Below are 26,436 nucleotides of genomic sequence, written 5' to 3'. Positions count from 1 at the left end.
CCGCCCCCCGGTCGGCCGGGGGGCGGGCCGCTCTACTGCTGGAGCACCGACAGGTCCTGGTCCGCCTCTGGCACCGCCACCGTCCCCCGGTCGTCCGGCAGGGTCTGCACCGTGAAGCCCGAGACGTCGTCCTTCGTCACCGCGAGCATGCGGGCCGCGTAGACCGGGCCGCCCGACACGGCCTCCACGGTCAGCGCGTACGTGCCCTTCAGGCCGCTCGGGACCGGCAGCTCGACGTCCTGGGTCGTGCCGCTCTTGATGGTGTACGTCTTGCTCTGCGCGGTGCCGCCGCCGCTGCCCGCGGACGCCGTGACCTTGACCTGCGCGGTGCCCTGGGGGGCGGTCAGGGACAGGGTGGTGCCCTTGGCGCTGTTGTCGGCGGCCGTCGCGCGCGTGCCGACCGGGCTCGTGGCGGGGATGAACGCCGTCTCCTGCCCGCTGCCCTTGCCGCGGACGACCCGCAGCGCGGCCACGACCGGTACGGACTGGCCGGTCGGCGTCAGGACCAGCGAGCCCGCCTCGCCGCGTGTGACGTCGGCGAGGTCGAGGGTGGTCGTCATACGCGACTTCACGTGCAGCGTCTCGTGCCCGGCGGGGGTGATCAGGCCGGAGGGGGAGGCCAGCCGCACCTTCAGGTCGGCGTCGGCTTCCCCGGGGGTGAAGACGACCAGGGTCACATCGGTGGCGTCCTTGGGGATGCCGGGCAGGACGAGGCTGTCCGCCGGGTCGGTGGCCGCGGCCAGCCAGTCGCCGCCGAGCTTGTCGTCCAGGGCCTGCACGGTGGCGCCGATCCGCCCGCTGCGGACGGTCACGTGCACGGTGAGGCCGTCCTGCTTCTCGCTGGTGAGGGTGGACAGCAGGATCGGTTCACTGGAGTGCGGCTGGACCGTGATGCCGTCCGCGACGGTCGACTCCAGGGCGCCGTCCTTGCCGTAGAGCCCGATGTCGACGACGGCCGCGGAGTCGTCGGGGTTGGTCATGTGGAGGTAGTCGGTGCGGTCGGCGAGGGTGCTGACGCCGGGGAACCAGAACTCCGTGTCCGGGGGCGTGCAGCTGACGCCCAGCAGGCCGCGGCCGCTGCCGACGGCGACCTGCGTGGTCTCCTGGACCGTCCAGCCGGGCGCGAACTTCCCCTCGGCGGTGCCGAGGAGCCCCGGCGCGTCGCCGCCGGAGGTGTCCCCGACGGCAGGCGTGCCGGGCTCCTTGGGCGTCAGGACGGGCTTGGCGGCCTTCTTGGCGTCGGTCTTGGCGTCCTTGCCGTCGGCCTTGGCGTCCTTGCCGTCGCTCTTGGCGTCCTTGCCGTCGCTCTTGGCACTGCCGGTGTCGTCGGCCGACTCCTGCGTGGCGGACTGGAGTTCGGCCGTGCCGCTGCTCCCGGTGCCCTGGGTGACGGGCGTGAAGGACGTGTACGACGTGTCGGCGATGTCGGAGGTGCTGGGCGCCGGGCAGACCAGGCTGGTGCGCTCCACGGGCTGCTGGGCGGCCGCCTTGGCGGTGTCCGCGCCGACGGCGTCCGGCGGGTTGAGCGCGGCGAATCCGGTGACGGCGGCGAGCGCGGCCGTCCCGGCGATCAGGGACAGGGTGGTGCGGTTCACTGCTGACTCCCGTCGGGGCGCTCACTGCCGTTGCCGTGCGGCTGCGTCGGGTCGTACGTCATGTCGTAGCCCGGCGGATACGTCGGGTCGTACGCCTGCTCGTACGTCTCGTCGTACGTCCGGTCGTACGACGCCTGCCGGGCCTGGCCGCCGCCGTAGCCGTACGGGTCGTACTGGCCGCCCTGGCCGCCCTGGTACGGGTCGGCCTGATAGGGGTCGGCCTGATAGGGGTCGGCCTGGTACGCCGGGTCGTACCCGGCCGCCTGGTACTGCTGGGCGCCCTCGTACTGCCGCTCGTCGCCGTAGGGGTCGTACTCGGCGTCCTGGTAGCCCGCCGACTCGCCCTGCCAGGCCTGGCCGCGCTCGTCCCGGTCCGTCCCGGTGTCGTACGACTGCTGCCGGGGGACCGTGACGGAGGTCTCCTCCTGACCGGGGGCCGGGAAGCCGTCCTCCTCGCCGTACTCGCCGTACTCGCCGGTCTCGGCGTCGAGATCACCGTCGGCCTCGGCCTGGGCGCGCAGCCGGCGGGCACGGCGGCCCTCGCCGGAGGCGGCCTCGGCGGCGAACACAGGCTCCTCGGGGAGGTCGTCGTCGATGTCCCGGCGCCAGCCCGGCAGGGCCAGCACGACGAGCACGACGGCCAGGGCGCCCTGGGCCCACATCCAGGCGGTGTGGGTGATCGGGTCGTCGTAGGTGACGTCCAGTTCCCCGCCGGAGGAGGGGAGTTCGAAGCCCTGGGCCCAGCCGTCGACGGTGGTACGGGTGAGCGGCTTGCCGTCCAGGGTGGCGGTCCAGCCGTCGGCCGCGGAGTCGGCCAGCCGCAGGACCCGGCCGTCGGAACCGGACGGCAGGGTGGTGTGGATCTCGACCGGTCCGGCGGCGACCGGCGTCGGGGTGCCCGAGCCGGACTTGGTGACGACGGCGGCGCGGGAGACCTCCTGGTCGACCCGCCACAGCGCGCTGCCGTTCTGCTCGCTGAGCCGGGACAGGCCGGGAGTGGCGTCCAGGACGCGGGTGATCTGGCGGGGCGCGCCCTTGTGGACGAGGACGTAGCGCACGGCGAAGCCGCCGAGCTGGTCGGCCTGGTCGGCGCCGGAGCCGGCGACGAGGTTGGCGACGACCTTGTCGAGCTTGTCGTTCTCGCCCTGGGCCGCGGCGAGTTCGGCGTCGCCGAGACGGGCGCCGGAACCGCGGACCAGCACATAGCCGACGTGGGAGGTGGAGTCGCTGTCGAGGACCAGGGTGCGAGCCTGGTCACGGGTGCTGCCCTCCTCGGCGACGAACGCGGGCACCTGTACCGGGTCGCGCCGCTCCAGCGGGCCGTCGGCGCCGCCGATCATCCAGCCGGCGGCGACGAGCAGCGGGCCCGCGGCCGAGGCGAAGACGATCAGCGCGGCCACCGGCTGCCGCCAGCCGAAGCTCATCTCGGCCACCCGTGCGCGGGCCCCGTCCGCGCCGAGCACCGCGGCCGACAGCAGGGCGAGACCGTAGACGAGGGTGGCCGGGCCGGCCCAGGTGGAGCCGTTGGACAGGACCGCGAAGACGAGGCCCACCAGGGCGACCGCCCAGGCCTTCCAGATGCCGGACCGGCGCTCGGAGCGGACCAGGGCGGCCAGTGCCGCCAGCACGATGCCGATGAGCATCAGCCCGTTGACCGTGCCGGGACCGCCCGGGCTGGCGCCGAGCAGGTCGAGGGCGGAGGCGGCCGAGGGGCCGTAGTCGAGTCCGGCCTCCTGGAAGAAGCCGAACGGCAGCAGGGACAGCGACCAGGGGGCGAGGACCAGCAGGGGCGTGCCCAGCTGGACCAGGAGGCGCAGGGCGTGGGCGGGGAGGTCGCCGCGGCGCACCACCAGTACCGCGATGCCGAGGACCAGCGCGATCGGCCACACGATCGGGGTGAACGCGGTCGTGATCGTCAGCAGCAGTGCGTACGCCCAGGTCGCGCGCCAGCTGCCGCGGGCGCCGGAGGCGCTCGCCAGGCCGCCGGCCGCGACGCCCGCGCGGGCGATGAGCGGCAGCAGCACGGCCAGGACGGCGGTGCCGATGCGGCCGCCCGCGAGCGCGCCGGTGGCGGCGGGCAGGAAGGCGTAGACGACGGCCGCCCAGGCACGCAGCAGGCTCGACTCGACGAGCGGGCGGGAGGCGAAGTAGGCGGTGAAGCCGGCCAGCGGCACCGAGCAGACCAGCAGGACCGTGACGGCGAGTCCGGTCGAGCCGAGCAGGAGCGAGGCGAGCGTCGCCACGATCGCCAGGTACGGCGGTGCGGACGGGGTGCCGCCCGCGCCCACCGGATGCCAGGCGTCCAGATAGCGCGACCACAGCTCGCCCGCGTCGGGCGGGGCGGGCAGCAGGGCGCCGCCCGCGAGCGCGCCGGAGCCGAGGAGTCCGCGGCAGGCGACCAGGGAGACGAGCAGTAGCACCAGGAAGAGCACCGGGCCGGGCTTGCGGGCGATGCGCTTGAGCCGGGCGAACTGCTCGATCTCCAGGAAGTCGGCGTCGTCGCCGCCGGGGCCGGACTCGACGGCCCCGCCATGCCGTCCCGCGCCGGAGACGGCGTCGGGGTCGGAATCCCTGAAGAAGTTGCCGGCGGCCTGTTCCACGGTGGCCCGCACGGTCGCGCCGGGCGGCGGGAACAGCGGCCGCAGCTCGCCCTTGTCGACCAGTGGCCTGCCTCGCCTGCGCCGCCCGGCGATGATCCGCTCGGGCCGCAGCAGGATGCCGAGGAGGCCGCGGATCTCGTCGACGGCCTGGCCGGGCACCTTGCCGACGAGGTAGGCGAGGGTACGCAGGAGCGTGCCGACGACGAGCCGGAGCAGCACCCAGGGCAGCACGGCCGTACGCGTGTTGACGAGCAGGGTGTAGACGGCACCCGCCTTGTCGACCTTGTGCGGGGAGGCCGTGGTGCGGCCCGCGCAGTCGACGGCGCGGCGCTCGCGGGAAGCCGCCTCGGCATGGCGGACGACCGCCTCCGGGGCGACGAGGACGCGGTGACCGGCGGCGTTGGCCCGCCAGCACAGGTCGACGTCGTCACGCATCAGGGGCAGCCGGCGGTCGAAGCCGCCGAGTTCCTCGAAGACGTCGCGCCGGATCAGCATGCCCGCGGTGGAGACGGACAGCACCGGCTGGATGTGGTCGTGCTGTCCCTGGTCCTGTTCCCGGCGGTCCAGGCCGGTCCAGCGGCGGCCGGAGTGGGCGATGGTGACGCCGACCTCCAGCAGCTGCCGGCGGTCGTACCAGCCGCGCAGCTTGGGGCCGACGACGGCTACGTCGTCGCGCCCCAGTTCGAGCTCGTTCTCCACGACGCGCAGCAGCTGGGCCAGGGCGTCGGGTTCGGGGGCGCAGTCGTCGTGCAGCAGCCACAGCCACTGGACGGGCTCTCCGTGAGGGAGCTCCGGCAGGTCGTAGTTGTCGTCGCGCCAGCTGCGCGTGACGGGGTCCCAGCCGCTGGGGCGCTTGAGGTACGGCAGCTCGTCCGGTGTGAGGACGGGGGCCGCGCGGTTGGCCTCCTCGACGGCCTGGCCGAAGCCGGTGCGCCGGGCGAGGTGCAGCACGCGGTCGTCGCCGAGGGCGTCGCCGACCAGCAGGGCGGACTCGTCCGCGCTGCCGGTGTCGGCCGCCACCGCGTACTGCACGGGGCGCTCCTGGCCGAGCAGCCCGGCGAGCGCGTCGGGCAGCCAGCGGGCACCGTCGTGCGCGACGAGGACCGCCGTCACGACGTGGCGCGGGAACTCAGGGGTGGCAGCGTCTTGTTGAGCTGCCGTGTGGCTGTGCACGGACATCGAGGTACGGGCCCCGGTTCGGTGGACTGCGGTGGACGCCTGTGCCCACGGGGGACAGCGGTGCGTCTCGGACGAGCGACCACACTATCGGCTGGGCAGCACAGCGGCCCGCCGCCTGTGGACAAGCCACCCGCGACGGGCCCTTCGCTCCCTATGTACTCGTTTGTCCACTGCCCTCCGGGCTACGACCTCGATGAACCGCTCCAGATGCCGGGCCGTACCGGGCCGTAGTGATCCAAGTCGGGCCCGGGCTCAGACGGCGGCCTTCTTCAGCCGGCGGCGTTCACGCTCGGACAGGCCGCCCCAGATGCCGAACCGCTCGTCGTTGGCGAGGGCGTACTCGAGGCACTCGGAACGGACCTCGCAGGCGAGGCAGACCTTCTTGGCCTCGCGGGTGGAGCCGCCCTTCTCGGGGAAGAAGGACTCGGGGTCGGTCTGGGCGCACAGCGCGCGCTCCTGCCAGCCGAGTTCCTCGTCCGCGTCGTCGACCAGCAGTTGCTGCACCAGCTCGGTCATGTGCGCCCCTCGTCTGTCTTTCGCGTCCCCGTGTCGTGGCCGTATCACCGATCTCGGCTGAACGACACGAGTGAAATTACAAGTGTGCTGCTCCGGGCGAGTCAAGCCGAGATCTGCTATTGGGCCCCTTATTCACTCTGCGGAACCAAGGTCACGCGGAAAGTGTTCAAATCGCCATAAACCTTGACCCGCAGACGAGCCCCGCGCGGACCTCCCGGCCCAGCACGGGACCCTGCACGAAGAAGGACGCCAAGATGTTCGATCTCGTTCCGACGCGCGCGACGAGGCCGGCGCGCCCGGTTGTGCGCCTTGTGTCCCGGTGGGCGTATGAACAAACCTTTCACCCGAGAGATGAACCGGATGAGGTGAAACATGTCCCACATATCGGGCGTCGGGTTGACAGTGAAGGTGTGAACCGCTGTCCTTGGGGGCATGCTCGCGAACTCGGCCCTCACCTCGACCCGCACCGCCGGGTCCCACGGTGCTGCCCGCGCTCGCTGTAGCTGTTGCTGTTGCAGCTGTTGAGCCCAACGCGCTCCGGCTGCCACTGAGTCCACCGCGACTCGGCTGCTTGTTCCCCTGCCCGCACCAGGGCACCCCTCTCGCCCGCGATCCGGGCGGACGGCACGCGACACCCAGCCAGCCCCCCACTCTCGCCGAGGAACCACCGCACCCATGAACAGCGACAGCGACCTCCAGATCGCGGGCGACATCCTCGAAGTCCCGCACCTCCTCCAGCCGCCGCGCGAACACCCGGCCACCGTGGCCGACTTCGTCGGACTCGCCCGCTCCATCGCCGCCGACCGCGCCCAGTGGTCCCACCTCGTCCGGTACGACGCCACCACGCGCTGGTACCACCGGCTGCGCACCGGCCCCGGCTACGAGGTGTGGCTGCTGTCCTGGGTCCCCGGACAGGGCAGCGGACTGCACGACCACGGCCCCTCCTCCGGCGTGATGACCGTCCTGGAGGGCACGCTCACCGAGCGCACCGAGCGCGGCACGCGCGCGTTGGGAGCGGGCGACGGCCGCAGCCGGGAGCGGGTGTTCACGCCGGGGTACGCGCACGAAGTGGTGAACGACACGCTGGAGCCCGCGGTCAGCCTGCACGTCTACTTCCCGGGCCTGACCGAGATGCCGATGCACACCGCGCAGTGCTCGGCGCCGGCGACGCGCGGCCGACTGGACGCCGTACGCCCGTGACAGGTGCGGTTGTCGCGGTTGTCCACAACCGCCTGTCACGTTGCCGTTGCGGCCTGCGAGACTTGGCCCCATGCGCATTGTGGTTCTGGCAGGCGGCATCGGCGGTGCCCGGTTCCTGCGTGGTCTGAAGCAGGCCGCGCCGGACGCGGACATCACGGTCATCGGCAACACCGGGGACGACATCCACCTGTTCGGGCTGAAGGTCTGCCCGGACCTCGACACGGTGATGTACACGCTCGGCGGCGGCATCAACGAGGAGCAGGGCTGGGGGCGGGCCGACGAGACGTTCCACCTGAAGGAGGAGCTCGCGGCGTACGGCGTGGGGCCGGAGTGGTTCGGGCTGGGCGACCGGGACTTCGCCACGCACATCGTGCGGACCCAGATGATCGGCGCCGGATATCCGCTCAGCGCGGTCACCGCGGCGCTGTGCGACCGCTGGAAGCCGGGTGTGCGGCTGATCCCGATGACGGACGACCGCGTCGAGACGCATGTGGCCGTCACCCTGCCCGAGGGCGACCCCGCCACGGGCGCGGGCGAGCGCAGGGCCATCCATTTCCAGGAGTACTGGGTGCGGTTGCGGGCCTCGGTGCCCGCGGAGGCGGTCGTCCCGGTCGGCGCCGAGCAGGCGAAGCCGGCGCCCGGGGTGCTGGAGGCGATCGAGCAGGCGGACGTCGTCCTGTTCCCGCCGTCCAACCCGGTCGTCTCGATCGGCACCATCCTCGCGGTGCCCGGCATCCGGGAGGCGATCGCCGACGCGGGGGTGCCGGTGGTGGGCCTGTCCCCCATCGTCGGGGACGCGCCCGTGCGCGGCATGGCCGACAAGGTGCTCGCCGCGGTCGGCGTGGAGTCCTCGGCCGCCGCGGTGGCCGAGCACTACGGTTCGGGCCTCCTCGACGGCTGGCTCGTCGACACCGTGGACGCGGGCGTGGTGGAGCGGGTCCGGGCGGCCGGCATCCGCTGCCGCGCCGTCCCCCTGATGATGACCGGCCTCGACGCGACCGCGCGGATGGCCCGGGAGGCGCTGGACATGGCGGAGGAGGTGCGGGGGGCGTGAGCGACTTCCCCGCCGAGGGCCCCGCCGCGGCCGCCGACGGCTTCCGGGTCTGGGCCGTGCCCGGCATCCCCGAGGTGAACGCGGGCGACGACCTCGCCAAGCTGATCGCCGCGGCCGAACCCGGGCTCGCCGACGGGGACGTGCTCCTCGTCACCTCGAAGATCGTGTCCAAGGCGGAGGGGCGCGTCGTCGAGGCGGCCGACCGGGAAGCGGCGATCGACGCCGAGACCGTACGGGTCGTGGCGCGCCGCGGCGCGCTGCGGATCGTCGAGAACCGGCAGGGTCTGGTGATGGCGGCCGCGGGGGTCGACGCCTCCAACACCCCTGCGGGCACGGTCCTGTTGCTGCCCGAGGACCCGGACGCCTCGGCCCGGTCGATACGGGACGGGCTGCGCCACATCCTCGGTGTCGAGGTCGGCGTCGTGATCACGGACACCTTCGGGCGCCCCTGGCGCGCGGGGCTCACGGACGTCGCCATCGGCGCCGCCGGGGTCCGCGTCCTCGACGACCTGCGCGGCGGCACGGACGGGCACGGCAATCCGCTCAGCGCCACCGTCGTGGCGACGGCGGACGAACTGGCCGCCGCCGGTGACCTGGTGAAGGGCAAGGCCGCCGGACTGCCGGTCGCCGTGGCGCGCGGGCTGTCGCACGTGCTGGCCCAGGACGACACCCGGGGGGCGCGGGCCATGGTGCGCGAAGCGCGCGACGACATGTTCCGGCTCGGGACGTCGGAAGCGGTCCGCGAGGCGGTCACCCAGCGGCGTACGGTACGGGCCTTCACGGACGAGCCGGTCGACCCGGGCGCCGTACGGCGGGCGGTGGCCGCGGCCGTGACGGCACCCGCACCGCACCACACCACGCCGTGGCGGTTCGTGCTGCTGGAGTCCGAGCGGTCGCGGACCGCGCTGCTGGACGCCATGCGGGACGCCTGGATCGCCGACCTGCGGCGGGACGGCAAGAGCGAGGAGTCCATCGCCAAGCGGGTGCGGCGCGGCGAGGTGCTGCGCGCCGCGCCGTACCTCGCCGTGCCGTGTCTCGTCATGGACGGCTCGCACACGTACGGGGACGCGCGCCGCGACGGGGCCGAGCGGGAGATGTTCGTGGTCGCGACCGGGGCCGGGGTGCAGAACTTCCTGGTCGCGCTGGCCGGGGAGCGGCTCGGGTCCGCGTGGGTGTCGTCGACGATGTTCTGCCGGGACGTGGTGCGCGAGGTGCTGGACCTGCCGGCGCACTGGGATCCGATGGGCGCGGTCGCCATCGGTCATCCGGCGGAGTTGCCGAGGCCTCGGCCGGAGCGGACCGCGGAGACCTTCGTCGAGGTGCGGTGACGAGGGTGCCCCAGCGCCTACCCTCGTAGAACACCCCGGCTCCCGTACGGCGCCACCGGCTCCCGTACGACGCCACCGCGCTCCATGCACACCTCCGGCAACCCTGGGACCTCATCCGTGGCAGGACGATTCGCTCCCCGCCCCACGCGTACGACTGTGCGCGGCGGGCAGGTCGCGGTGCCCGGGGGTGTGCCCCGGCCGGCTTCCGCGCCGGGGCGGGTGCGCACCTGGGTGCCGGACGGCCCGCTGGATCTGGGGCTGGTGCTGGGGCCGCTGCGGCGCGGCCCGGCGGACCCCACCTTCCGTACGACACCGGACGGGTCCGTGTGGCGGGCCAGTCTGACGCCTGCCGGGCCCGGGACGCTGCGGGTCGCCGCGCGCGGCGCCGAGGTGCGCGGCGAGGCGTGGGGGCCCGGGGCGGAGTGGCTGCTGGACCGGCTGCCCGAGCTGCTCGGTGCCGCGGACGATCCCGCCGCCTTCGAGCCGCGGCACCGGCTGGTCGCCGTCGCCCGGCACCGGCGGCCCGGCCTGCGGCTGACCCGCACCGGGCTGGTGCTGGAGTCGTTGATCCCGTCGGTCCTGGAGCAGAAGGTCACGACCGACGAGGCGTACCGGGCATGGCGGCTGCTGGTGCGCAAGTACGGGGAGCCGGCACCGGGTCCCGTGGACGGGCGGATGTTCGTGATGCCCGCGCCGCGGACCTGGGCGCTCGTCCCGTCCTGGGAGTGGCACCGCGCCGGGGTCGACGACAAGCGGGCGTCGACGGTCCTGCGGGCCGTGCGGGTCGCGGCACGGCTGGAGGAGGCGGCCGGGATGCAGCCCGGGGACGCCCAGGCACGGCTGGAACTCGTACCGGGGATCGGGCCGTGGACGTCGGCGGAGACCGTGCAGCGCAGCCACGGGGCACCGGACGCGGTGACCGTGGGGGATCTGCATCTGCCGGGGATCGTGGGCTGGGCGCTCGCCGGGGACCGGCACGCGGACGACGCGGTGATGCTGGAGCTGCTGGAGCCGTACGCGGGGCAGCGGCACCGGGCGGCACGGCTGATCCTGCTGAGCGGGAGGACTCCGGCGCGGCGCGCGCCGAAGATGCCTCGCTGGGACATCGGACGGTTGTAGGGCGCGGTGCGGCGCGACCCCGTCGGGTGGCGGTGCGGTGCGACGCGGTCGGGTGGCGGTGCGGCGCGACCCGGTCAAATGGCGGTGCGGCGAGGTCGGGTGAGGTGCCCGGGGCGGGCTGCAGAGGGGGCCGGTGCCGAGGTCGGGTCGGGTGCGCGGCCCGGCGCCGACGGGATGCCGCCCGCGCCCGCCCGCGCCGCCCCTGGCGGCACGGCCGCCCGCGGATTTCGCCTGGGGGTGGGGCGCGGCTTGGTGGCGGCGCCCCCTGGGATGGTGGTGCTACTGGTCGGAGGAGAAGCGCACCGAGCCCGCCGGGATACGGGCGTCGCACCAGACGCGCACGCCGTCGCGGAGCTCGTTGTCGGCGCCGACCACCGCGCCGTCGCCGACGACCGCGCCGGTGAGGACGGTCCGCCGGCCGACGCGGGCCCGGGAGCCGATGAGCGAGTCGGTGATGACGGCGCCCGGTTCGATGACGGCACCCGACAGGATCGTGCTGCCGAACACCCGGACGCCCTCCGCGACGAACGCGCCCTCGCCCACCACCGTCCCGCCGGTCAGCTTGGCGTCCGGGGCGACCCTGGCCGTCGGCAGGACGAGACGGTCGCCGCAGCGGCCCGGGACCGCGGGAGAGGGGGCGCGGCCCAGGACCAGATCCGCCGAGCCCCGTACGAAGGCCGCCGGGGTGCCGAGGTCGAGCCAGTACGTCGAGTCGACCAGGCCCTGGAGGTGGGCGCCGGCGGCGAGCAGTTGCGGGAAGGTCTCGCGTTCGACGGAGACCGGGCGCTCCCGCGGGATCGTGTCGATGACCGAGCGGCGGAAGACGTACGCCCCCGCGTTGATCTGGTCGGTGATGATCTCCTCGGGCGTCTGGGGCTTCTCCAGGAAGGCCAGGACCCTGCCGGTCGCGTCGGTGGGGACCAGGCCGTAGGCGCGCGGGTCCGTGACCTTCGTGAGGTGGAGGGAGACGTCGGCGCCGGTCGACTCGTGGGTGTCCACCAGCGCCCCGATGTCCAGGCCCGTGAGGATGTCGCCGTTGAAGACCAGGACCGGGTCGTCGGGGCCGGAGTGCAGCCGGGAGGCGACGTTGCGGATCGCGCCGCCCGTGCCGAGGGGCTCCTCCTCCGTGACGTACTCGATGTGCAGACCCAGTTCCGAGCCGTCGCCGAAGTGCGGTTCGAAGACCTCGGCCAGGTAGGACGTGGCGAGGACGATGTGGTCCACGCCCGCCGCTCTCGCTCTCGCCAGTTGGTGCGTGAGGAACGGCACCCCGGCCGCCGGGACCATGGGTTTGGGCGTGTGCACCGTGAGCGGGCGCAGCCTGGTTCCCTTGCCGCCGACCAGGAGGATCGCTTCTGTCACCTGTCGTCTCTGCTTCCTGCCGGGACCGGCCGAACTGTCTTTCGGCCGGCCAGTGTACGCAGACCGTCTCGTTGGCTTCTTCGGTTGCCGCGCGGTGTCCGCCCCTGGTTCCCGGCTGTCCCCCGACGGCGGTGAATGCGCCCCGCCGAACACGCTCCGGCCGTCAGCGCCCCTGATAGCGGGCCGCGTTCGTACGGGCCGTGCCGAGTTTGCCGTAGAGCTGCTGTCCTGGGCACTCCGTGGCGAACCCGTCCCGGTGGCCGGAGATCACGTTCAGTCGTACCTTCTTACCTTTTCGGTAGAGATTGCCACCGCCGGACGTCAGATATGTCTTTCCGCGCGGATTGGCGCCGAAGAGACCCAGCTTCCACGCCGTCAGCCGGGCGATGGCCGTCACCGCCGCGGTGGCCGGTTCGGTGGTGCCGTACGTGCCCAGGACCGCGATCCCCATGCTGTCGGTGTTGAAACCGAGGGTGTGGGCACCCCGTACCGGCTTCGTCACTCCCCCGGCGCGCCCTTCGTAGATGTTTCCGCACTTGTCGACGAGGAAGTTGTAGCCGATGTCCCGCCAGCCCATGCTCTTGACGTGGTAGCGGTAGATACCGCGGATGAGCGACGGCGCCTGTGCACACGTGTATGTGTTGCCGGAGGCCGTGTGGTGCACGAAGGCGGCCTTGACCTTCGAGGTGTAGACGAACCCCTTCTCCCGAAGTCCCTCGCTCGCGCCCCAGCCGAGCCGGGTGACGATGCGCGGGCGCGGGCCGATGTACGGCGTCGCCCGCTGCCGCTGCGCCGGGTCGGCGGCCGGCAGGGTGCGCAGTTCGTCCACGGTCTGCCGCCGGGTCAGCGCGGGGATCACGGTGGCGCCGAGCGGGACCAGGTCGGCGTTGGCGGCGGACGCGGCGGACGCGGCGGCGGTCAGCCGGACCCCGGCGCCCGATGTCCCGAGCGGGGTACGGAACTTCACGGCACCGGCGCGCGGCGCGGCCACCGGCGCGTGGCGCGGGCCGGGCCGCGCGGCGGGGACGGCCCGGCCCGGGTTCGCGCGCCCCGGGTCGACGAGTTCGAGGCGCAGCCCGGAGGGGAGCAGGGAACGGGAACCGGCCGGGGGCAGCGCGCGCGGGCTGCGGCCGGCCCGCTGCGCGGAGGCCGGGCCGTGGGCGCCGGTCCCGGCGTGGACGCGCACCTCGACTCCGTCCGAGTTGCCCACCCACAGGGGCGCGGTGGCGCCCCGCACCCGGCCCGAGGCGCGCTCGGCGGTGCCGGGGTCGGCGCCGTGGTCGCCGTTGTGCGTATCGACGTTCCGCCAGCCGGACCAGGCGCGGGCGCCGGCGGCGCGGGTGCGGACCTGGACCCGGGCGCGCAGTTCGACGTCCGGGTTGTCCCAGACGAGGCCGACCAGGGAGAAGCGGTGCACGTTGCGGCGCTGCAGGCCCTGGTCCCTGGTCAGGGCGCCCGGGGTGCGGGTGGCGGAGCCCCGGTGGTCGGGGGCGAGGGGGACGAGGGGCAGCGACTGGGTGCTGCCTGGCAGGTCCGACGCGGCGGGGACGGCCGCGTCGCCGGTCGGGAGCGCGCTCGCGGACGCCGCCATGGGCGCCGCGGCGGCGGGCGGGCTCAGCGGCAGGGCGAGGGCGGCCGCACAGGTGACACCGATCGAAGAAGCAAGCAATCCACGCATGCCGCCGATCCTGGACATAGTCATATATATCTGTCCATTGGAGAACTGACGGACCGTCGGACCCGGTTCCGCCGAACCGGTGGCCCGCGACCGGCCCGCCGGTGGGAGCCCGCGGCGCCGCCCGCGTACGCTTGCGCGGGTGAATGCCACCGATCGCACCCCTGCCGACCTGCTGCGTTCCGCGCTCGCCGCGGATCCCGCGCGCCCCCTGGTGACCTTCTACGACGATGCCACCGGCGAACGCGTCGAACTGTCCGTGGCCACCTTCGCCAATTGGGTGGCCAAGACCGCCAACCTCCTCCAGGACGGACTGTCCGCGGAACCGGGCGACCGGGTCGCGCTGCTGCTGCCCGCGCACTGGCAGACGGCGGTGTGGCTGCTGGCGTGTTCGTCGGTGGGTGTCGTCGCGGACGTGTCGGGGGACCCGGCGCGGGCGGACTTCGTCGTGGCCGGACCTGGGCGGTTCGAGGCGGGGCTCGCGTGCCGCGGGGAGCGGTACGCGCTGTCGCTGGCACCGCTCGGCCGCCGCTTCCTGCCGGGCCCCCCTGAGGGCTACGCCGACTACGCGGTGGAGGTGCCGACCCACGGCGACCGGTTCGCGCCGTACGTGCCCGTGGACCCGGAGGAGCCCGCGCTGATCGTGGCCGGTGCGGAGTTCACGGGCGCCGAGGTCGTGGAGCGGGCGCGGGACGAGGCCGCCGGGCTGGGGTTCACCGGGCCCGGGGCCCGGCTGCTGTCGGGGCTGCCCTACGACACGTGGGAGGGGCTGAGCGCCGGGCTGTACGCGGCGCTGGCGAGCGACGGGTCCGTGGTGCTGTGCCGGCACCTGGAGGAGCTGGCGGAGGACGCGCTGGCGAAGCGGGTCGAGAGCGAGCGGGTCACTGCGGTCCGCGCGGGTCGCTGAGCGCGGGGCCGGCTTCGCCGGGAGGTCGGTGTCAGAGCCGCGGGCCGGCTGCGGCGGGGTGCGCGGTTCCCCGCGCCCCTGACGGGGCCGACACCGCCGCCTCCCGAGACGTACGGGTGCCTCTGCCCCCGAGACGGGACCGTCGGGGTCGAGCCGCGGGCCGGCTGCGGCGGGGTGCGCGGTTCCTCGCGCCCCTGAGGGGGCTGACAGCACCGTCTCCCGAGGCCTTCGGGTACGTCTGCTCCCGTTCCGGGGCGTCGCTCGTTCGGGCTACTTCCGACCGCAGGGCTGCGGTGGTCGCGCCATGGTGGTAGGAGCAGCACGCCGGTACGCGATGAGGGGGTGGACCCGGACGTGACCGACGACGCGGCGGAAGTCGTCCGGGGCCGGTGTGCCGACGGGGCCCGGCCCTCCGGGCGGTGTCTCGGGCCGGGAGCGGGGGCCACCGCGTCGGGGAGCGGGCTGATACGGCGGCGGCAGCGGCGGTGGCTGCAGGGAGCGGCGATCGGGGCGACCGTGCTCGCCCTCGGGGCCGTCGGGGCCGGGTGCACGGTGTACGCGAAGCTGAACGGCAACATCACGGCCGACGACGCGGCCGCGGCGGAACTCGCCCGGTACGACCGGGAGCGGCCCACGGCGCTCGTGCACGACGCGCAGAACATCCTGCTGATCGGGTCGGACTCGCGCTCGGGGGCCGGGAACGGGCAGTACGGGCGGGACTCGGGGACCGAGCGGTCGGACACGACGATCCTGCTGCACCTGGCCGCGGGGCGGCACAGCGCGACCGCCGTCTCCCTGCCGCGTGACCTGATGGTGGACGTGCCCTCGTGCCTGCGACCGGACGGCAGCCACACCGAGCCGACGTTCTCGATGTTCAACTACGCCTTCCAGATGGGCGGTTCGGCCTGCACCGTGCGCACGGTGGAGAAGCTCACCGACATCCGGGTCGACCACTACGCCGTCGTCGACTTCGCCGGGTTCAAGGACATGGTGGACGCCGTCGACGGCGTCCAGGTGTGCCTGAAGGGCCCCATCGCCGACCGGGCGGCCAAGCTGCGGCTGCCCGCCGGCCGCGTCACGCTCGACGGCGAGCAGGCCCTCGGTTACGTCCGCGCCCGCAAGTCGCTCGGCGACGGCAGCGACACCAGCCGGATGGACCGCCAGCAGCGGTTCCTCGGAGCGCTGGTCAGCAAGGTGCAGAGCAGCGACGTACTGCTCAATCCCGGCAAGCTCTACCCGGTGCTGGACGCGGCGACGTCGTCGCTCACCACCGACCCGGACCTGGCGAGCCTGCGCGGTCTCTACGAGCTCGTGCGCGGGCTGCGCGACGTCCCCGCCAGGCGCATGCAGTTCCTGACCGTGCCGCGGAGGTCGTACGTGTACGACGCCAACCGCGATCAACTCGTGGAGCCCGAGGCCGAGCGCCTGTTCGAGAAGCTGCGCCAGGACGCGCCGGTGAGAGTCTCCCGGAACCCTTCGAAAAATTCCGGCGATTCCGCCCTAAATGACCCCACCTCCACCACACCCGTCTTCCGGGGCAACACGGCCGCCGAAGACAGCTGCAAGTAAAGCGCTTGCCAAGGCGACGTACATTTACGAACGCCAGTTCAAGGAAATGGGCGTATTGCCCGCTTGTAGGAACGTGGAATTTGTCACCGTCGTCGCCGGACGCTGAACTGGGCGGATAGTGTGAGCGATCCGGTGCCCCGGCCCAGGAGGTCCTTCCTCGGGTCGCGCACTGTGTGACCGTGACCCGAGCGCCTTTTGAGGGGGGAAGGCGCCGCGTGGCCCCGACGGAGGATTCGGACAACCGTGGACGCGCAAGGCCGTGGGCGGGCGGACAACATCGACCCCGCAGACCAGTGGGTACTCAATCCGAACACCGGCGAATACGAACTGCGACTGACTCCTTCCACTCCGCAATCAGCGGTGCCCAGGCCCCGTCGCTCCGCGCCACGCGGAGCGGGTGCCTCGGATGTGGGCAAGAGCACAGCGCGCAGTCGTACCGCCGCGCCGCCCGGGCGAGGGACGGAGGTGCCGGATCCCGAGATCCCGGCACCGCGCCGACGCCGTGGCGTGCCCGAGGAGCCGCCGCCCGGACGGAGGGGACGGCGGCCGGAGAAGAAGAAGTCACGCGCCAAGAAGGTCCTGCTGTGGACCGGCGGCACGATGGCTTTCGTGCTGGTCGCCGCCGCCGGAGCGGGATACCTCTACATCCAGCACCTCAACAACAACATCCAGTCGTCCCCGGACGACGGCGCGAGCACCGGTGGCTTCAACAAGGACAAGGCGATCAACGTCCTGGTCATCGGCACCGACAAGCGCACCGGCGCGGGCAACAAGGGCTACGGCGACTCCGGCAGCGTCGGCCACGCCGACACCACGATCCTGCTGCACGTCTCCAAGGACCGGACGAACGCGACCGCGCTCAGCATCCCGCGCGACCTGATCACCGACATCCCGGACTGCCCGACCACACAGCCGGACGGCACCACCAAGGTCATCCCGGGCACGGACGGCGTCCGCTTCAACACCAGCCTCGGCCAGGACGGCCGGACGCCGAGCTGCACCATGCGCACGGTCACCGAGCTGACCGGGATCACCCCGGACAACTTCATGGTCGCCGACTTCAACGCGGTCAAGACGCTGACCACGGCGGTCGGCGGGGTCGACGTGTGTCTCGCCAAGGACATCAAGGACCCCGACTCGCACCTGAACCTGAAGAAGGGGACGCGGCACATCGAGGGCGAGACCGCGCTCGCCTTCGTGCGCACCCGGCACGCCGTCGGCTTCGGCGGCGACCTGAGCCGGATCACGCTCCAGCAGCAGTTCCTCAGTGCGCTGATGCGCAAGCTGAACTCCAACTCCACCCTCACCAACCCGTCGAAGATGGTGAAGGTGGCCGAGGCGGCCACCAAGGCGCTGACCGTGGACTCCCAGCTCGACAGCATCGGCAAGCTGAAGGACCTCGGTCTGGAGATGGGCAAGCTCAACCCCAAGAACCTGACGTTCACCACGGTGCCGGTGCTCGACAACCCGGCCGAGAAGGTGAAGGCCACGGTCGTCCTCAACGAGACCACGGCGCCCACGATCTTCCAGATGATCCAGGAGGACGTGTCCTTCACCGAGGTCGCGGCGCAGAAGAAGGCGGCCAAGAGCAAGGAGGCCGCCGCGGCCGCCAAGCGGCTCGAGGGCACCCAGTCCGCGGCCTCCGAGGTGCGGGTGCGGATCCTGAACGGCGGGGCCGTGGCGGGCAGCGCACAGGAAACACTTAACTGGCTGCAGAATGATGAGGGCGTGACGAAGTCGGAGAACGCGGGCAACGCCCCGGCGACTCTGAGCAGGACAACGCTGGAGTACGCGCCCGACCAGGCCGACCAGGCACGCAAGCTCGCCAAGCTCATGGGTCTCTCCGGATCCGCGATGAAGCCCGGCAAGAGCGTGACCAACTCTCAAGGTCTGCCCGCGATGACGCTGACTCTCGGCAAGGACTTCAAGGGTGCGGGCGTATCCCTGACCGCGGCGACAAAGGTGCCGGACACGGTCAGTACGTCCACGGCGGACAAGGTTGAGTGCGCCAAGTGACCTAACGGGTCCGTCACGCGTCTCTTAGGACGCGGGTGACGGACCCGTTGTCGGGCGCAGGGTGGGGAGGCTGGAGTTGGCGCAGAGCATTGTGCGGGGGGAGGCTTCTGCGGTGGACGACACGATGTCGCTCACACCGCAGGGCCAGGACACGCCGTCGGACCAGGAACTGTCGGACCAGGCACTGCACGGGGACGGTGGGCACGGCACCAAGAAGGCGGGCCGCAGCCGCCGTGTGCTGCGCTGGTCGGCGACGGTGATGGCCGTGGTCATACTCGGCACGGCCGGCGCCGGGTACCTCTACTACCGCCACCTCAACGACAACATCCACAAGGATGCGTTGAACATCGGCGACGCAAAGGACAGAGCCGCCGGCACGAAGGCGAACGCCGCGGGACAGACCGCGCTGAACATCCTGCTGATCGGTTCGGACGCGCGCGACACCGAGGAGAACCAGAAGCTCGGCGGCGCCAAGGAGACCTTCGGCGGCGTCCCGCTCGCCGACGTCCAGATGCTGCTGCACGTCTCCGCCGACCGCTCCAACATGTCGGTCGTGAGCATGCCGCGCGACACCCTGGTCGACATACCCAAGTGCACGGACCCGGGCACCGGCAAGGTCTACGAGGCCAGCAGCACGACCGTGATGACGAACCAGTCGCTGGGCCGCGGGGGTCCGGGCTGCACGGTGGCGACGTGGGAGAAGCTGACCGACATCCACATCGACCACTTCATGATGATCGACTTCTCGGGTGTGGTCTCCATGGCGGACGCGATAGGCGGCGTCCCGGTCTGTGTGAGCGACAACGTCTACTCGCACACCTCCGACGACCACGGCTCGGGCCTGAAGCTGAAGAAGGGCACGACGTCGGTCAAGGGCAAGCAGGCCCTCCAGTGGCTGCGCACCCGGTACGGCTTCGAGGACGGCAGTGACCTCGCGCGCGCCAAGGCGCAGCACATGTACATGAACTCGATGGTCCGCGAGCTGCGGGCCAGCGCGAAGCTGACCAACCCGACCAAGTTGCAGAGCCTCGCCGAGGCGGCCACCAAGGCGATCACCGTCGACAACGGCCTGGGCACCATCACGAAGATGTACGACCTGGCCGACGAGCTCAAGAAGGTCCCGACGGACCGCATCACGATGACGACGATGCCGAACGAATACGTCGGCGCGCGCGTGAAGCCCACGGCGGACGCCACGAAGCTGTTCCGCATGGTGCGCGAGGACATCGCCCTCGACGGCAAGGACAAGAAGAAGACCCCCGCCGCCACCGCGACGGCGACCGCGGACCCGGCCGCCGCGGACGACCAGATCGCGGTCCAGGTCCGCAACGGCACGGCCACCGACCTCCTGGCCCCGGTCCCCGGGCGCGCGAAGGCGGTGACCGAGCTGCTGACCGGCAAGGGCTTCACCGAGGCCAAGGCGGACACCTCCGCGGCCACGGCCGAGGCCACCACGCTGATCCGCTACCCGAGCGCCGACCTCAAGGGCGACGCCGAGCGGGTCGCGAAGGCCCTGGGCATCCCCGCGAGCGCGGTGGAGAAGTCCACCGCCGTCTCCGGGGTGACGCTCGTGGTGGGAGCGGACTGGCGGTCGGGTACGACGTACAAGGCGCCGGCGGACGAGGACAAGACGCCCGACACGGCACAGGCGATCAACGCGTCGGACACCTCGCAGTGCATGCAGGTCAACCCGGCCTACACCTGGTAGGACGGCAGCCCCCGGACACACATCGGCCCGGACCGCGGGAGAGCGGTCCGGGCCGAGCCGTATGTCCGGGCCCGGGGCCTCACGCCTCCACGCGGACGACCGCGGGCCGCCGGGACGCGATGACCTTCCTGGCCAGCGACCGCGGGCTGGTGAGGAAGCCCCAGCCCCACGACATGTGCATGGTGGCCAGCGCGACGGGGATCTGGAGCCGTGCCTTCAGCGGCAGCCCCTTGCCCGCGGGCACCGACCCGGCGACGATCGCGGCGAGGTAGCCGCCGGGCACGACGAAGCCCCACGGGGTGAGGGCCGCGCCCACGACGAGGCCCGCCGCGATCGCGCAGACCGCGGCCGGCGGGGCGAGGTAGCGCAGGTTGATGGAGCCCTCGTGGTAGCGGGCGACCACGTGCCTCCAACGGCCGTAGTCCTTGTACTGCTTGGCGAGCGCCTTCACGCCGGGGCGCGGACGGTACGACACCCTCAGCTCGGGCGAGAACCAGATGAGGCCGCCCGCCTCCCTGATCCGGAAGTTCAGCTCCCAGTCCTGGGCGCGGATGAACTCCTCGTTGTAACCGCCCTGCCGCTCCAGTGCCTCGCGGCGGAAGACGCCCAGGTACACCGTCTCTGCCGCGGCGGCCTGTCCACCGGTGTGGAAGGCGGCGTTGCCGACGCCGATCTTCGAGGTCATGGCCGCGGCGACCGCGTGCTCCCAGTCGTTCTCGCCCTCGGCGTGCATGATGCCGCCGACGTTCTGCGCGCCGGTCTCCTCCAGGAGCCGTACGGCGGTGGCGATGTAGTTCGGGGAGAGCATGCCGTGGCCGTCCACGCGGACGACGACCGGATGACGGGAGGCCTTGATCGCGGCGTTGAGGGCGGCGGGCGTACGACCGGTCGGGTTCGGCACGGTGTGCACCCGCGGGTCCTCCGCCACGAGCTCGGCGGCGATCTCGTCCGTACGGTCCGTGGACGGACCGATGGCGATCACGACCTCCATCTCGCCCGCGTACTCCTGGGCGAGGATCGCTCGGACGGCCTGCCGGAGATGCCGTTCCTCGTTGAGGACGGGCATGATCACGGAAACGGCGGGAAGCTGCACGTCGGACTTGGCGTTCATCGGTGCTCACGTTACCGCGAACGGGGGACACGGGCGCGCGCCGCCGGGTGCTCCGACCCAGGCGGGAGATCGTATGGGCCTACTGTGCACACGGATCGCGTACGGCCTCGTCCGGAGGTGCCCCTCTTGTCCACCCCCACCCGTTCCCCCGCCCGGCCGCGGCGCCGACCGCAGCCGGCCCGTCGCGCGCCGCGGCCCCCCGTACGGCGCAGAAGGCCGCGCTGGGCCATGCGGGCGGTGACCACGCTGTCGGTGGTGGTGCTCGCCGCCGCCGGGATCGGGCACTCGGTGGTCGCGAGCCTGGACGCGGGCATCGCCCGGGTCGACCCGTTCAAGGACATGAAGAACCGCCCGCGCGCGGGCCACGGCATGAACGTCCTGCTGGTGGGCACCGACGGCCGGGACCGGATCACCGAGGCCGAGCGGCGCAGGTTCCGGCTCGGCGGCGCCCCCTGCCACTGCACCGACACGATCATGATCGTGCACATCTCGGAGAACCTGGAGCGGGCGAGCGTGGTGAGCCTGCCGCGCGACAGCTACGCCGACACGCCCGCGCACATCGACCAGACCACCGGCCGGCCGCACGTCGGCCACCCCATCAAGCTCAACGCGGCCTACGCGGAGGGCGGGCCGCAGCTTACGGTGCGCACGGTCGAGAGCATGACCCACGTCAAGATCGACCACTATCTGGAGGTCGACTTCACCAGCTTCATGAAGACGGTGGACGTGCTCGGCGGGGTGCGGATCTGCACCGCCGTACCGATGAAGGACTCCTACACCGGACTGGACCTGCCGGCCGGCGCCCACACGCTGATGGGCGGGCAGGCCCTCCAGTACGTCCGCTCCCGGCACGTGGACGGCGCCTCCGACCTCGGCCGGATGCAGCGTCAGCAGCGCTTCCTGGCGGCGCTGGTGGACCGGGCCACGTCCTCCGGCGTGCTGCTGAACCCGATCCGGTTCCGGGACGTCACGCGGGCGGTGCTCGGCTCGGTGCGCGCCGACAAGGGCTTCGGCACGGACGAGCTGCTCGACCTCGGCCGGGCGATGCGCAACTTCTCGCCGTCCTCGTCGGAGTTCACCACCGTGCCCGTCGGCCAGATGGGATACGTGGTCAAGGGCATCGGCTCCACTTTGAAGTGGGACCCCGTCAGGTCCGAGCGCCTCTTCCAGGCGCTGCGCGACGACAGGCCGCTGGCCACGCACCGGCCGCCGCCGCGCAACGCCGCGGCCCGGGTCGCGGTGGCCCCGCAGCAGATCCGGGTCCAGGTGGAGAACGGCACCGCCACCGCCGGGCTCGGCAGGCGCGTGGACGCCGCGCTGACCGCCACCGGCTTCCTCACCACCCGGCGCCCCGCCAACGCCGCCGACCGCACGGTCAGGCGCACGGTCGTCGTCTACGACCCGCGCTGGGACCGCTCGGCGAAGTCTCTGGCCGTCGCGCTGCCGGGCAGCGAGCTGCGGGCGGTGCGCGGCCAGGGACCGGTGCTGAAGGTGATCGCCGGCTCGGACTTCCGCAAGGTGCGCAGGGTGCGGGCGGACGATCCCCGGCAGGGGGAGTTCGGGGCGGTCCGCGGGGACGAGGTGGGCTGCGCGTAGGGACTCCCCGACGCGCTCAGCCCTGGTCGCGCCCAGTACCCGCCGCGCCCAGTTCCCGCCGCGCCCAGTTCCCGCCGCGCCCAGTTCCCGCCGCGCCCAGTTCCCGCCGCGCTCAGTCCTCGATGCCCTCCGCCGCCCGCCGGGCCCGCAGCTCCATGATCGCCCGGCGGCGGGCGAGGCGGTGGGTGCGGCGGATCTGGGCCTCCTGGTAGCGGCGATTGTCGCGTTCCGTCTCCGGGAGGACCGGCGGCACCCGGCGCGGCTTGCCGTCGGCGTCGACCGCGGCGAAGACCAGGTAGGCCGAGCCGACCTGGGTGGCCGGGGTGGACTCGTTCCAGCGCTCGGCCAGGACTCGCACCCCGACCTCCATCGAGGTCCGGCCGGTCCAGTTGACCTGGGCCTTCACATGCACCAGGTCACCGACCCTGACCGGCTCCAGGAACGCCATCTCGTCCATGGACGCGGTGACGGCCGGGCCGCCGCTGTGCCGGCCGGCCACCGCGCCCGCCGCGTCGTCGACCAACTTCATGATCACTCCGCCGTGCACCGAGCCCAGGAGGTTGGTGTCGTTGTGGGTCATGATGTGGCTGAGGGTGGTGCGGGACGCGGAGGTCGGCTTGCCCGGGATATCCGAGGTGTCCGAATCCACTGCTGAGACCTGGTCTGTCATGACCCCCACCCTATGCCGAGGCGACATCCAGGGAATTTGTGTCAGCTTGGCAACAGCGGGGCCCTGATTTTCCGACGGCTCTTGTGGGGCACACCCCAGGTCCCGGCACACTGGGGCCCATGAGCGATTGGCCCGAGGGATGGTCCGACGAGAACGGCGGCAGCCGGCACGGACGCGGCAGCGCGAGCGCACAGCCTGAGAGCGCCCGTGTGATGCGGCAGGTCCGCCGCGGTCCGGCAACTCCGCCCGGTCAGGGCGGCGGCTACGGCCCCGGCCCGTCCGCGCCGCCGTACGGGGGTGGCGTCCCGCACCAGCCGTCGTACACCGGCGGCCAGGGCTACGACGACGGCTACGACAGCGGCTACAACACGGGCCAGGTCTACGGCGCGCCCGGTGGCGGTCCCGGCGGTCCCGAGGGCCCCGACGGGTACGGGCGGCCCCGGCCGAACTGGCGCCGCCGGATCAAGTGGACCGCGATCACCGTGGTGAGCGTGCTGGTGGTCACGACCATCGGCACGTACTTCTGGGCCGACGGCAAGCTGCGCCGCGAGGTCGACCTCTCGACGGTCATCGACCGGCCCGAGTCGGGCGACGGCACGAACTACCTGATCGTCGGCTCCGACAGCCGTGAGGGTCTGACCGCCGCCGACAAGAAGGCGCTGCACACCGGCTCCGCCGAGGGCAAGCGCACCGACTCGATGATGATCCTGCACGTGGGCAGCAGCGGCGACACGCTGATATCGCTGCCGCGTGACTCGAACGTGGAGATACCCACGTACAAGGGCTCCGAGTCGGGCAAGACCTACCAGGGCCGCGGTCAGCACACCAAGCTGAACGCCGCGTACGCCACGGACGGCCCGACGCTGCTGGTCCGCACGGTCGAGTTCAACACCGGTCTGCACATCGACCACTACGTCGAGATCGGCTTCGCCGGCTTCGCGGGCATCGTGGACGCGGTCGGCGGGGTGGACATCACCATCGACAAGGCGTTCAAGGACAAGTACTCCGGCGCCGACTTCCAGGCCGGCAAGCAGACGCTGAACGGCGAGGAGGCGCTGGCCTTCGTCCGGACCCGGCACGCCTTCGCCACGTCCGACCTCCAGCGCACGAAGAACCAGCAGAAGTTCCTCGCGGCACTGGCCCACCAGGTGGCCACGCCGGCGACGGTCCTGAACCCGTTCAAGTTCTACCCGACCATGGGCGCGGGCCTGGACTCCCTGATCGTCGACAAGGACATGAGCCTGTGGGACCTGGGCTCCATGTTCTTCGCGATGAAGGGTGTCAACGGCGGTGACGGCACGTCGATGAACATGCCGATCTCAGGCTCCAGCGGCGGCAACCTCGTCTGGGACAAGGCGAAGGTGAAGACGCTGGTGAACGAGTTGAACAACGACGAGAAGGTCACGGTGTCCGGTGACTGAGCCGACCCCCCTTCCCGGGCCGAGACCGCCCTTCGACGCCGTCCTGTGCGACGTCGACAACGTCATACGGCGCTTCGACCCGGCCGGCCTGGAGGCGCTGGAGCGTGCCGCCGGGCTGGCCGAGGGCACCACGATGAAGGTGGCCTTCGCCCCCGAGGTCGACCTGCCGGTCCTGCTGGGCCTGGCCACCGAGCAGGAGTGGGTGGAGTCCATCGCGGAGGGCCTGACCGGTCTGGTGCCCGAGGCGACGGCCTGGGAGCTGGGCACCGCCCTGCTGGAGTCGCCGTTCCACGCCGACGAGACGGTGGTGGCACTGCTGCGCCGGGCCCGCACCCGGGTGCCGCTGGTCCTGGTCACCAACGCCACCCTGGGCCTGGAGGCCGACCTCGACTCGCTCGGGCTGACCGATCTCGCCGACCACGTCGTCAGCAGCGCCCGGGTGGGCCTGGCCAAGCCGGACCCGCGCATCCTGGAGCTGGCCGCGGCCCGGGCGGGCGCGCGCCCCGAGCGGTGCCTGTTCGTGGACGACACCGAGGAGAACGTGATGGCGGCCGCCGCGCTGGGCATGCACGGCGTGCACTTCCGCCGGGCACCGGACCTGGAGCGTGCCCTGGAACCGCTCTTCGCCTGACCGGGCTCCGGCACCCTGCCGCCGGGCGATGCCTGCCGCATGCGCCCGGCCGCCGGTACTGCCGTTCGCCCTACGGCTTCCTGCCCACCCCGGCGAAGTGGGTGACCTCCACCGGCGCCCCGTCCTTGGTGTCGGAGACCTCGGGCCGCCAGCGGGAGCAGGAGACGATGCCGGGTTCGAGGAGTTCGACGCGGTCGAAGAGACGGGTCAGGTCGTCCCGACTGCGCAGGGTCATGGGGGCCGAGCCCTGGCTGTTCCAGTACGCGACCGCCTGGGTCATGGCCTCGCCGTCGACCTCGGTGGTGGGGTGCGAGATCACCAGGTGGCTGCCGGAGGGAACGGCGTCCAGGAGCCGGTGGACGATGGACACGGCCTCGTCGGTGTCCATCACGAAGTTGATGATGCCCAGCATGGTGATGGCGACGGGGCGGTCGAGGTCCAGGGTCCGCGCCGCGCCCCTGAGGATCGCCTCGGGGTCGCGCACGTCCGCCTCGATGTAGTCCGTGGCGCCCTCGGGCGTGCTGGTGAGCAGCGCATGGGCGTGGGTGAGGACCAGGGGGTCGTTGTCGGCGTACACGATCCGGGACGACGGGGCCACCCGCTGGGCGACCTCGTGCGTGTTGTCCGCCGTCGGCAGGCCGGTGCCGATGTCGAGGAACTGGCGTATCCCCACCTCCCCGGCCAGGTGGCGCACCGCCCGTGACAGGAAGCCCCGGTCCGCCACCGCGGAGCGCGGCAGCGCCGGCACGAATCCGAGGATCTGGTCGCCGACCTCCTCGTCCACCGGGTAGTGGTCCTTGCCGCCCAGCCAGTAGTTCCAGATACGGGCCGAGTGCGAGACATCCGTACGCAGCCGGTTGATGCGCGCGACGCCTTCGTCCTCGGCGGCGGGAAGATCGGACTGTGACATGGCTTCAGGGCTCCTTGCGTCGTCGGCGGCTCGCAGCCGTCCTGCAAGCTACCACCGGACGGTCTCCAACATCCTTGGCACACAAGGATGTTGGGCGGACGTACGAGGTACGTACGCCGGTGGCCCCCGGTCCGGGAAGGACGGGGGGCCACCGGGTACGGAAGTGCGGCCGCGTTACGGGAGGTTGCGTGCCATGACGATGCGCTGGACCTGGTTGGTGCCCTCGTAGATCTGGGTGATCTTGGCGTCGCGCATCATGCGCTCGACCG

At 72.4% G+C, this 26,436-nt stretch carries 20 protein-coding genes; 11 read left to right on the top strand and 9 right to left on the bottom strand.

All coding sequences use genetic code 11. From position 1 onward, the window contains the following. Nucleotides 1-32 precede the first annotated feature (32 nt). The 3 genes from ACZ7OY_RS43505 to ACZ7OY_RS43495 form a co-directional block, all read right to left on the bottom strand. Entirely contained in the window at nt 33-1,595 is a 1,563-nt protein-coding gene (locus tag ACZ7OY_RS43505; RefSeq protein ID WP_472251027.1) for a DUF5719 family protein, read from the bottom strand. Then, nucleotides 1,592-5,374 carry a glycosyltransferase gene (locus ACZ7OY_RS43500; protein WP_472251026.1) on the bottom strand — a complete coding sequence of 1,261 codons (3,783 nt, stop codon included), beginning with the start codon at nt 5,372-5,374 and terminating at the stop codon, nt 1,592-1,594. The genes ACZ7OY_RS43505 and ACZ7OY_RS43500 overlap by 4 nt, the downstream gene beginning before the upstream one ends. A 252-nt stretch (nt 5,375-5,626) precedes the next feature. Then, entirely contained in the window at nt 5,627-5,890 is a 264-nt protein-coding gene (locus ACZ7OY_RS43495) for a WhiB family transcriptional regulator (RefSeq protein WP_003975777.1), read from the bottom strand. A gap of 675 nt (nt 5,891-6,565) precedes the next feature. Here ACZ7OY_RS43495 and ACZ7OY_RS43490 point away from each other — a divergent pair. The 4 genes from ACZ7OY_RS43490 to ACZ7OY_RS43475 all read left to right on the top strand — a co-directional run bounded on the left by ACZ7OY_RS43490 (nt 6,566) and on the right by ACZ7OY_RS43475 (nt 10,591). Then, on the top strand, nt 6,566-7,090 hold the full coding sequence (locus ACZ7OY_RS43490) for a cysteine dioxygenase (protein WP_472251025.1): 525 nt from the start codon (nt 6,566-6,568) through the stop codon (nt 7,088-7,090). Between the two features lie 70 nt (nt 7,091-7,160). After that, nucleotides 7,161-8,144, top strand: a complete 984-nt coding sequence (cofD, locus tag ACZ7OY_RS43485) for a 2-phospho-L-lactate transferase (protein ID WP_472251024.1) — start codon at nt 7,161-7,163, stop codon at nt 8,142-8,144. Beyond that, on the top strand, nt 8,141-9,472 hold the full coding sequence (locus tag ACZ7OY_RS43480; RefSeq protein ID WP_472251023.1) for a coenzyme F420-0:L-glutamate ligase: 1,332 nt from the start codon (nt 8,141-8,143) through the stop codon (nt 9,470-9,472). The genes cofD and ACZ7OY_RS43480 overlap by 4 nt, the downstream gene beginning before the upstream one ends. A gap of 117 nt (nt 9,473-9,589) precedes the next feature. Next, nucleotides 9,590-10,591: a DNA-3-methyladenine glycosylase family protein gene (locus ACZ7OY_RS43475; RefSeq protein ID WP_472251022.1), complete on the top strand. Its 1,002-nt coding sequence runs from the start codon at nt 9,590-9,592 to the stop codon at nt 10,589-10,591. A gap of 279 nt (nt 10,592-10,870) precedes the next feature. Here ACZ7OY_RS43475 and manB read toward each other — a convergent pair whose 3' ends face one another. Then, nucleotides 10,871-11,953 carry a mannose-1-phosphate guanylyltransferase gene (gene manB / locus ACZ7OY_RS43470; protein ID WP_351600138.1) on the bottom strand — a complete coding sequence of 361 codons (1,083 nt, stop codon included), beginning with the start codon at nt 11,951-11,953 and terminating at the stop codon, nt 10,871-10,873. A 163-nt stretch (nt 11,954-12,116) separates the two neighbouring features. Continuing rightward, a complete protein-coding gene (locus ACZ7OY_RS43465; protein WP_472251021.1) occupies nt 12,117-13,631 on the bottom strand; it encodes a peptidoglycan recognition protein family protein in 1,515 nt (504 codons plus the stop codon). A gap of 139 nt (nt 13,632-13,770) precedes the next feature. On the opposite strand from ACZ7OY_RS43465, the gene ACZ7OY_RS43460 reads away from it, so the two are divergent. The 4 genes from ACZ7OY_RS43460 to ACZ7OY_RS43445 all read left to right on the top strand — a co-directional run bounded on the left by ACZ7OY_RS43460 (nt 13,771) and on the right by ACZ7OY_RS43445 (nt 19,828). Beyond that, nucleotides 13,771-14,535, top strand: coding sequence for a TIGR03089 family protein (locus tag ACZ7OY_RS43460; RefSeq protein ID WP_385530117.1), 765 nt, complete (start codon nt 13,771-13,773; stop codon nt 14,533-14,535). Between the two features lie 462 nt (nt 14,536-14,997). Continuing rightward, the gene (locus tag ACZ7OY_RS43455) at nt 14,998-16,104 is read left to right on the top strand and encodes an LCP family protein (RefSeq protein WP_472251036.1); all 1,107 of its coding nucleotides are present in this window, start codon (nt 14,998-15,000) and stop codon (nt 16,102-16,104) included. 243 nt (nt 16,105-16,347) lie between these two features. Then, complete coding sequence (locus ACZ7OY_RS43450) at nt 16,348-18,120, top strand: LCP family protein (protein WP_472251020.1); 1,773 nt, start codon at nt 16,348-16,350, stop codon at nt 18,118-18,120. Between the two features lie 124 nt (nt 18,121-18,244). Next, a complete protein-coding gene (locus ACZ7OY_RS43445) occupies nt 18,245-19,828 on the top strand; it encodes an LCP family protein (RefSeq protein ID WP_472251035.1) in 1,584 nt (527 codons plus the stop codon). A 79-nt stretch (nt 19,829-19,907) separates the two neighbouring features. Here the strand turns inward: ACZ7OY_RS43445 and ACZ7OY_RS43440 are convergent, their stop codons facing one another. Beyond that, complete coding sequence (locus ACZ7OY_RS43440; RefSeq protein ID WP_472251019.1) at nt 19,908-20,939, bottom strand: glycosyltransferase family 2 protein; 1,032 nt, start codon at nt 20,937-20,939, stop codon at nt 19,908-19,910. Between the two features lie 126 nt (nt 20,940-21,065). Here ACZ7OY_RS43440 and ACZ7OY_RS43435 point away from each other — a divergent pair, with 126 nt between their 5' ends. Beyond that, the gene (locus ACZ7OY_RS43435) at nt 21,066-22,535 is read left to right on the top strand and encodes an LCP family protein (RefSeq protein WP_472251018.1); all 1,470 of its coding nucleotides are present in this window, start codon (nt 21,066-21,068) and stop codon (nt 22,533-22,535) included. Nucleotides 22,536-22,647: 112 nt separating this feature from the next. Here ACZ7OY_RS43435 and ACZ7OY_RS43430 read toward each other — a convergent pair whose 3' ends face one another. Further along, the gene (locus ACZ7OY_RS43430; protein WP_472251017.1) at nt 22,648-23,205 is read right to left on the bottom strand and encodes an acyl-CoA thioesterase; all 558 of its coding nucleotides are present in this window, start codon (nt 23,203-23,205) and stop codon (nt 22,648-22,650) included. A 119-nt stretch (nt 23,206-23,324) separates the two neighbouring features. On the opposite strand from ACZ7OY_RS43430, the gene ACZ7OY_RS43425 reads away from it, so the two are divergent. Continuing rightward, entirely contained in the window at nt 23,325-24,626 is a 1,302-nt protein-coding gene (locus ACZ7OY_RS43425) for an LCP family protein (protein WP_472251016.1), read from the top strand. Beyond that, on the top strand, nt 24,619-25,257 hold the full coding sequence (locus tag ACZ7OY_RS43420) for an HAD family hydrolase (protein ID WP_384727682.1): 639 nt from the start codon (nt 24,619-24,621) through the stop codon (nt 25,255-25,257). The genes ACZ7OY_RS43425 and ACZ7OY_RS43420 overlap by 8 nt, the downstream gene beginning before the upstream one ends. Nucleotides 25,258-25,327: 70 nt before the next feature. Here ACZ7OY_RS43420 and ACZ7OY_RS43415 read toward each other — a convergent pair whose 3' ends face one another. Together ACZ7OY_RS43415 and ACZ7OY_RS43410 are read right to left on the bottom strand one after the other, a co-directional pair. After that, nucleotides 25,328-26,167: an SAM-dependent methyltransferase gene (locus ACZ7OY_RS43415; protein ID WP_472251015.1), complete on the bottom strand. Its 840-nt coding sequence runs from the start codon at nt 26,165-26,167 to the stop codon at nt 25,328-25,330. Nucleotides 26,168-26,341: 174 nt separating this feature from the next. After that, nucleotides 26,342-26,436 (bottom strand): acyl-CoA dehydrogenase family protein (locus ACZ7OY_RS43410; protein ID WP_132919430.1); only part of this gene is annotated, 95 nt, incomplete at its 5' end.

This window comes from Streptomyces sp. NPDC107559, assembly GCF_055657365.1.
The sequence above is the reverse complement of the archived record's forward strand: the minus strand, read 5'-3'. Positions and strand labels throughout refer to the sequence as shown.

Bases quoted from the DNA above. Each gene is read 5' to 3' on its own strand.
- ACZ7OY_RS43500 (WP_472251026.1), bottom strand. From the start codon at position 5,374: ATGTCCGTGCACAGCCACACGGCAGCTCAACAAGACGCTGCCACCCCT.
- ACZ7OY_RS43495 (WP_003975777.1), bottom strand. From the start codon at position 5,890: ATGACCGAGCTGGTGCAGCAACTGCTGGTCGACGACGCGGACGAGGAA.
- ACZ7OY_RS43490 (WP_472251025.1), top strand. From the start codon at position 6,566: ATGAACAGCGACAGCGACCTCCAGATCGCGGGCGACATCCTCGAAGTC.
- cofD (WP_472251024.1), top strand. From the start codon at position 7,161: ATGCGCATTGTGGTTCTGGCAGGCGGCATCGGCGGTGCCCGGTTCCTG.
- ACZ7OY_RS43465 (WP_472251021.1), bottom strand. From the start codon at position 13,631: ATGCGTGGATTGCTTGCTTCTTCGATCGGTGTCACCTGTGCGGCCGCC.
- ACZ7OY_RS43445 (WP_472251035.1), top strand. From the start codon at position 18,245: ATGTCGCTCACACCGCAGGGCCAGGACACGCCGTCGGACCAGGAACTG.
- ACZ7OY_RS43440 (WP_472251019.1), bottom strand. From the start codon at position 20,939: ATGAACGCCAAGTCCGACGTGCAGCTTCCCGCCGTTTCCGTGATCATG.
- ACZ7OY_RS43430 (WP_472251017.1), bottom strand. From the start codon at position 23,205: ATGACAGACCAGGTCTCAGCAGTGGATTCGGACACCTCGGATATCCCG.
- ACZ7OY_RS43425 (WP_472251016.1), top strand. From the start codon at position 23,325: ATGAGCGATTGGCCCGAGGGATGGTCCGACGAGAACGGCGGCAGCCGG.
- ACZ7OY_RS43415 (WP_472251015.1), bottom strand. From the start codon at position 26,167: ATGTCACAGTCCGATCTTCCCGCCGCCGAGGACGAAGGCGTCGCGCGC.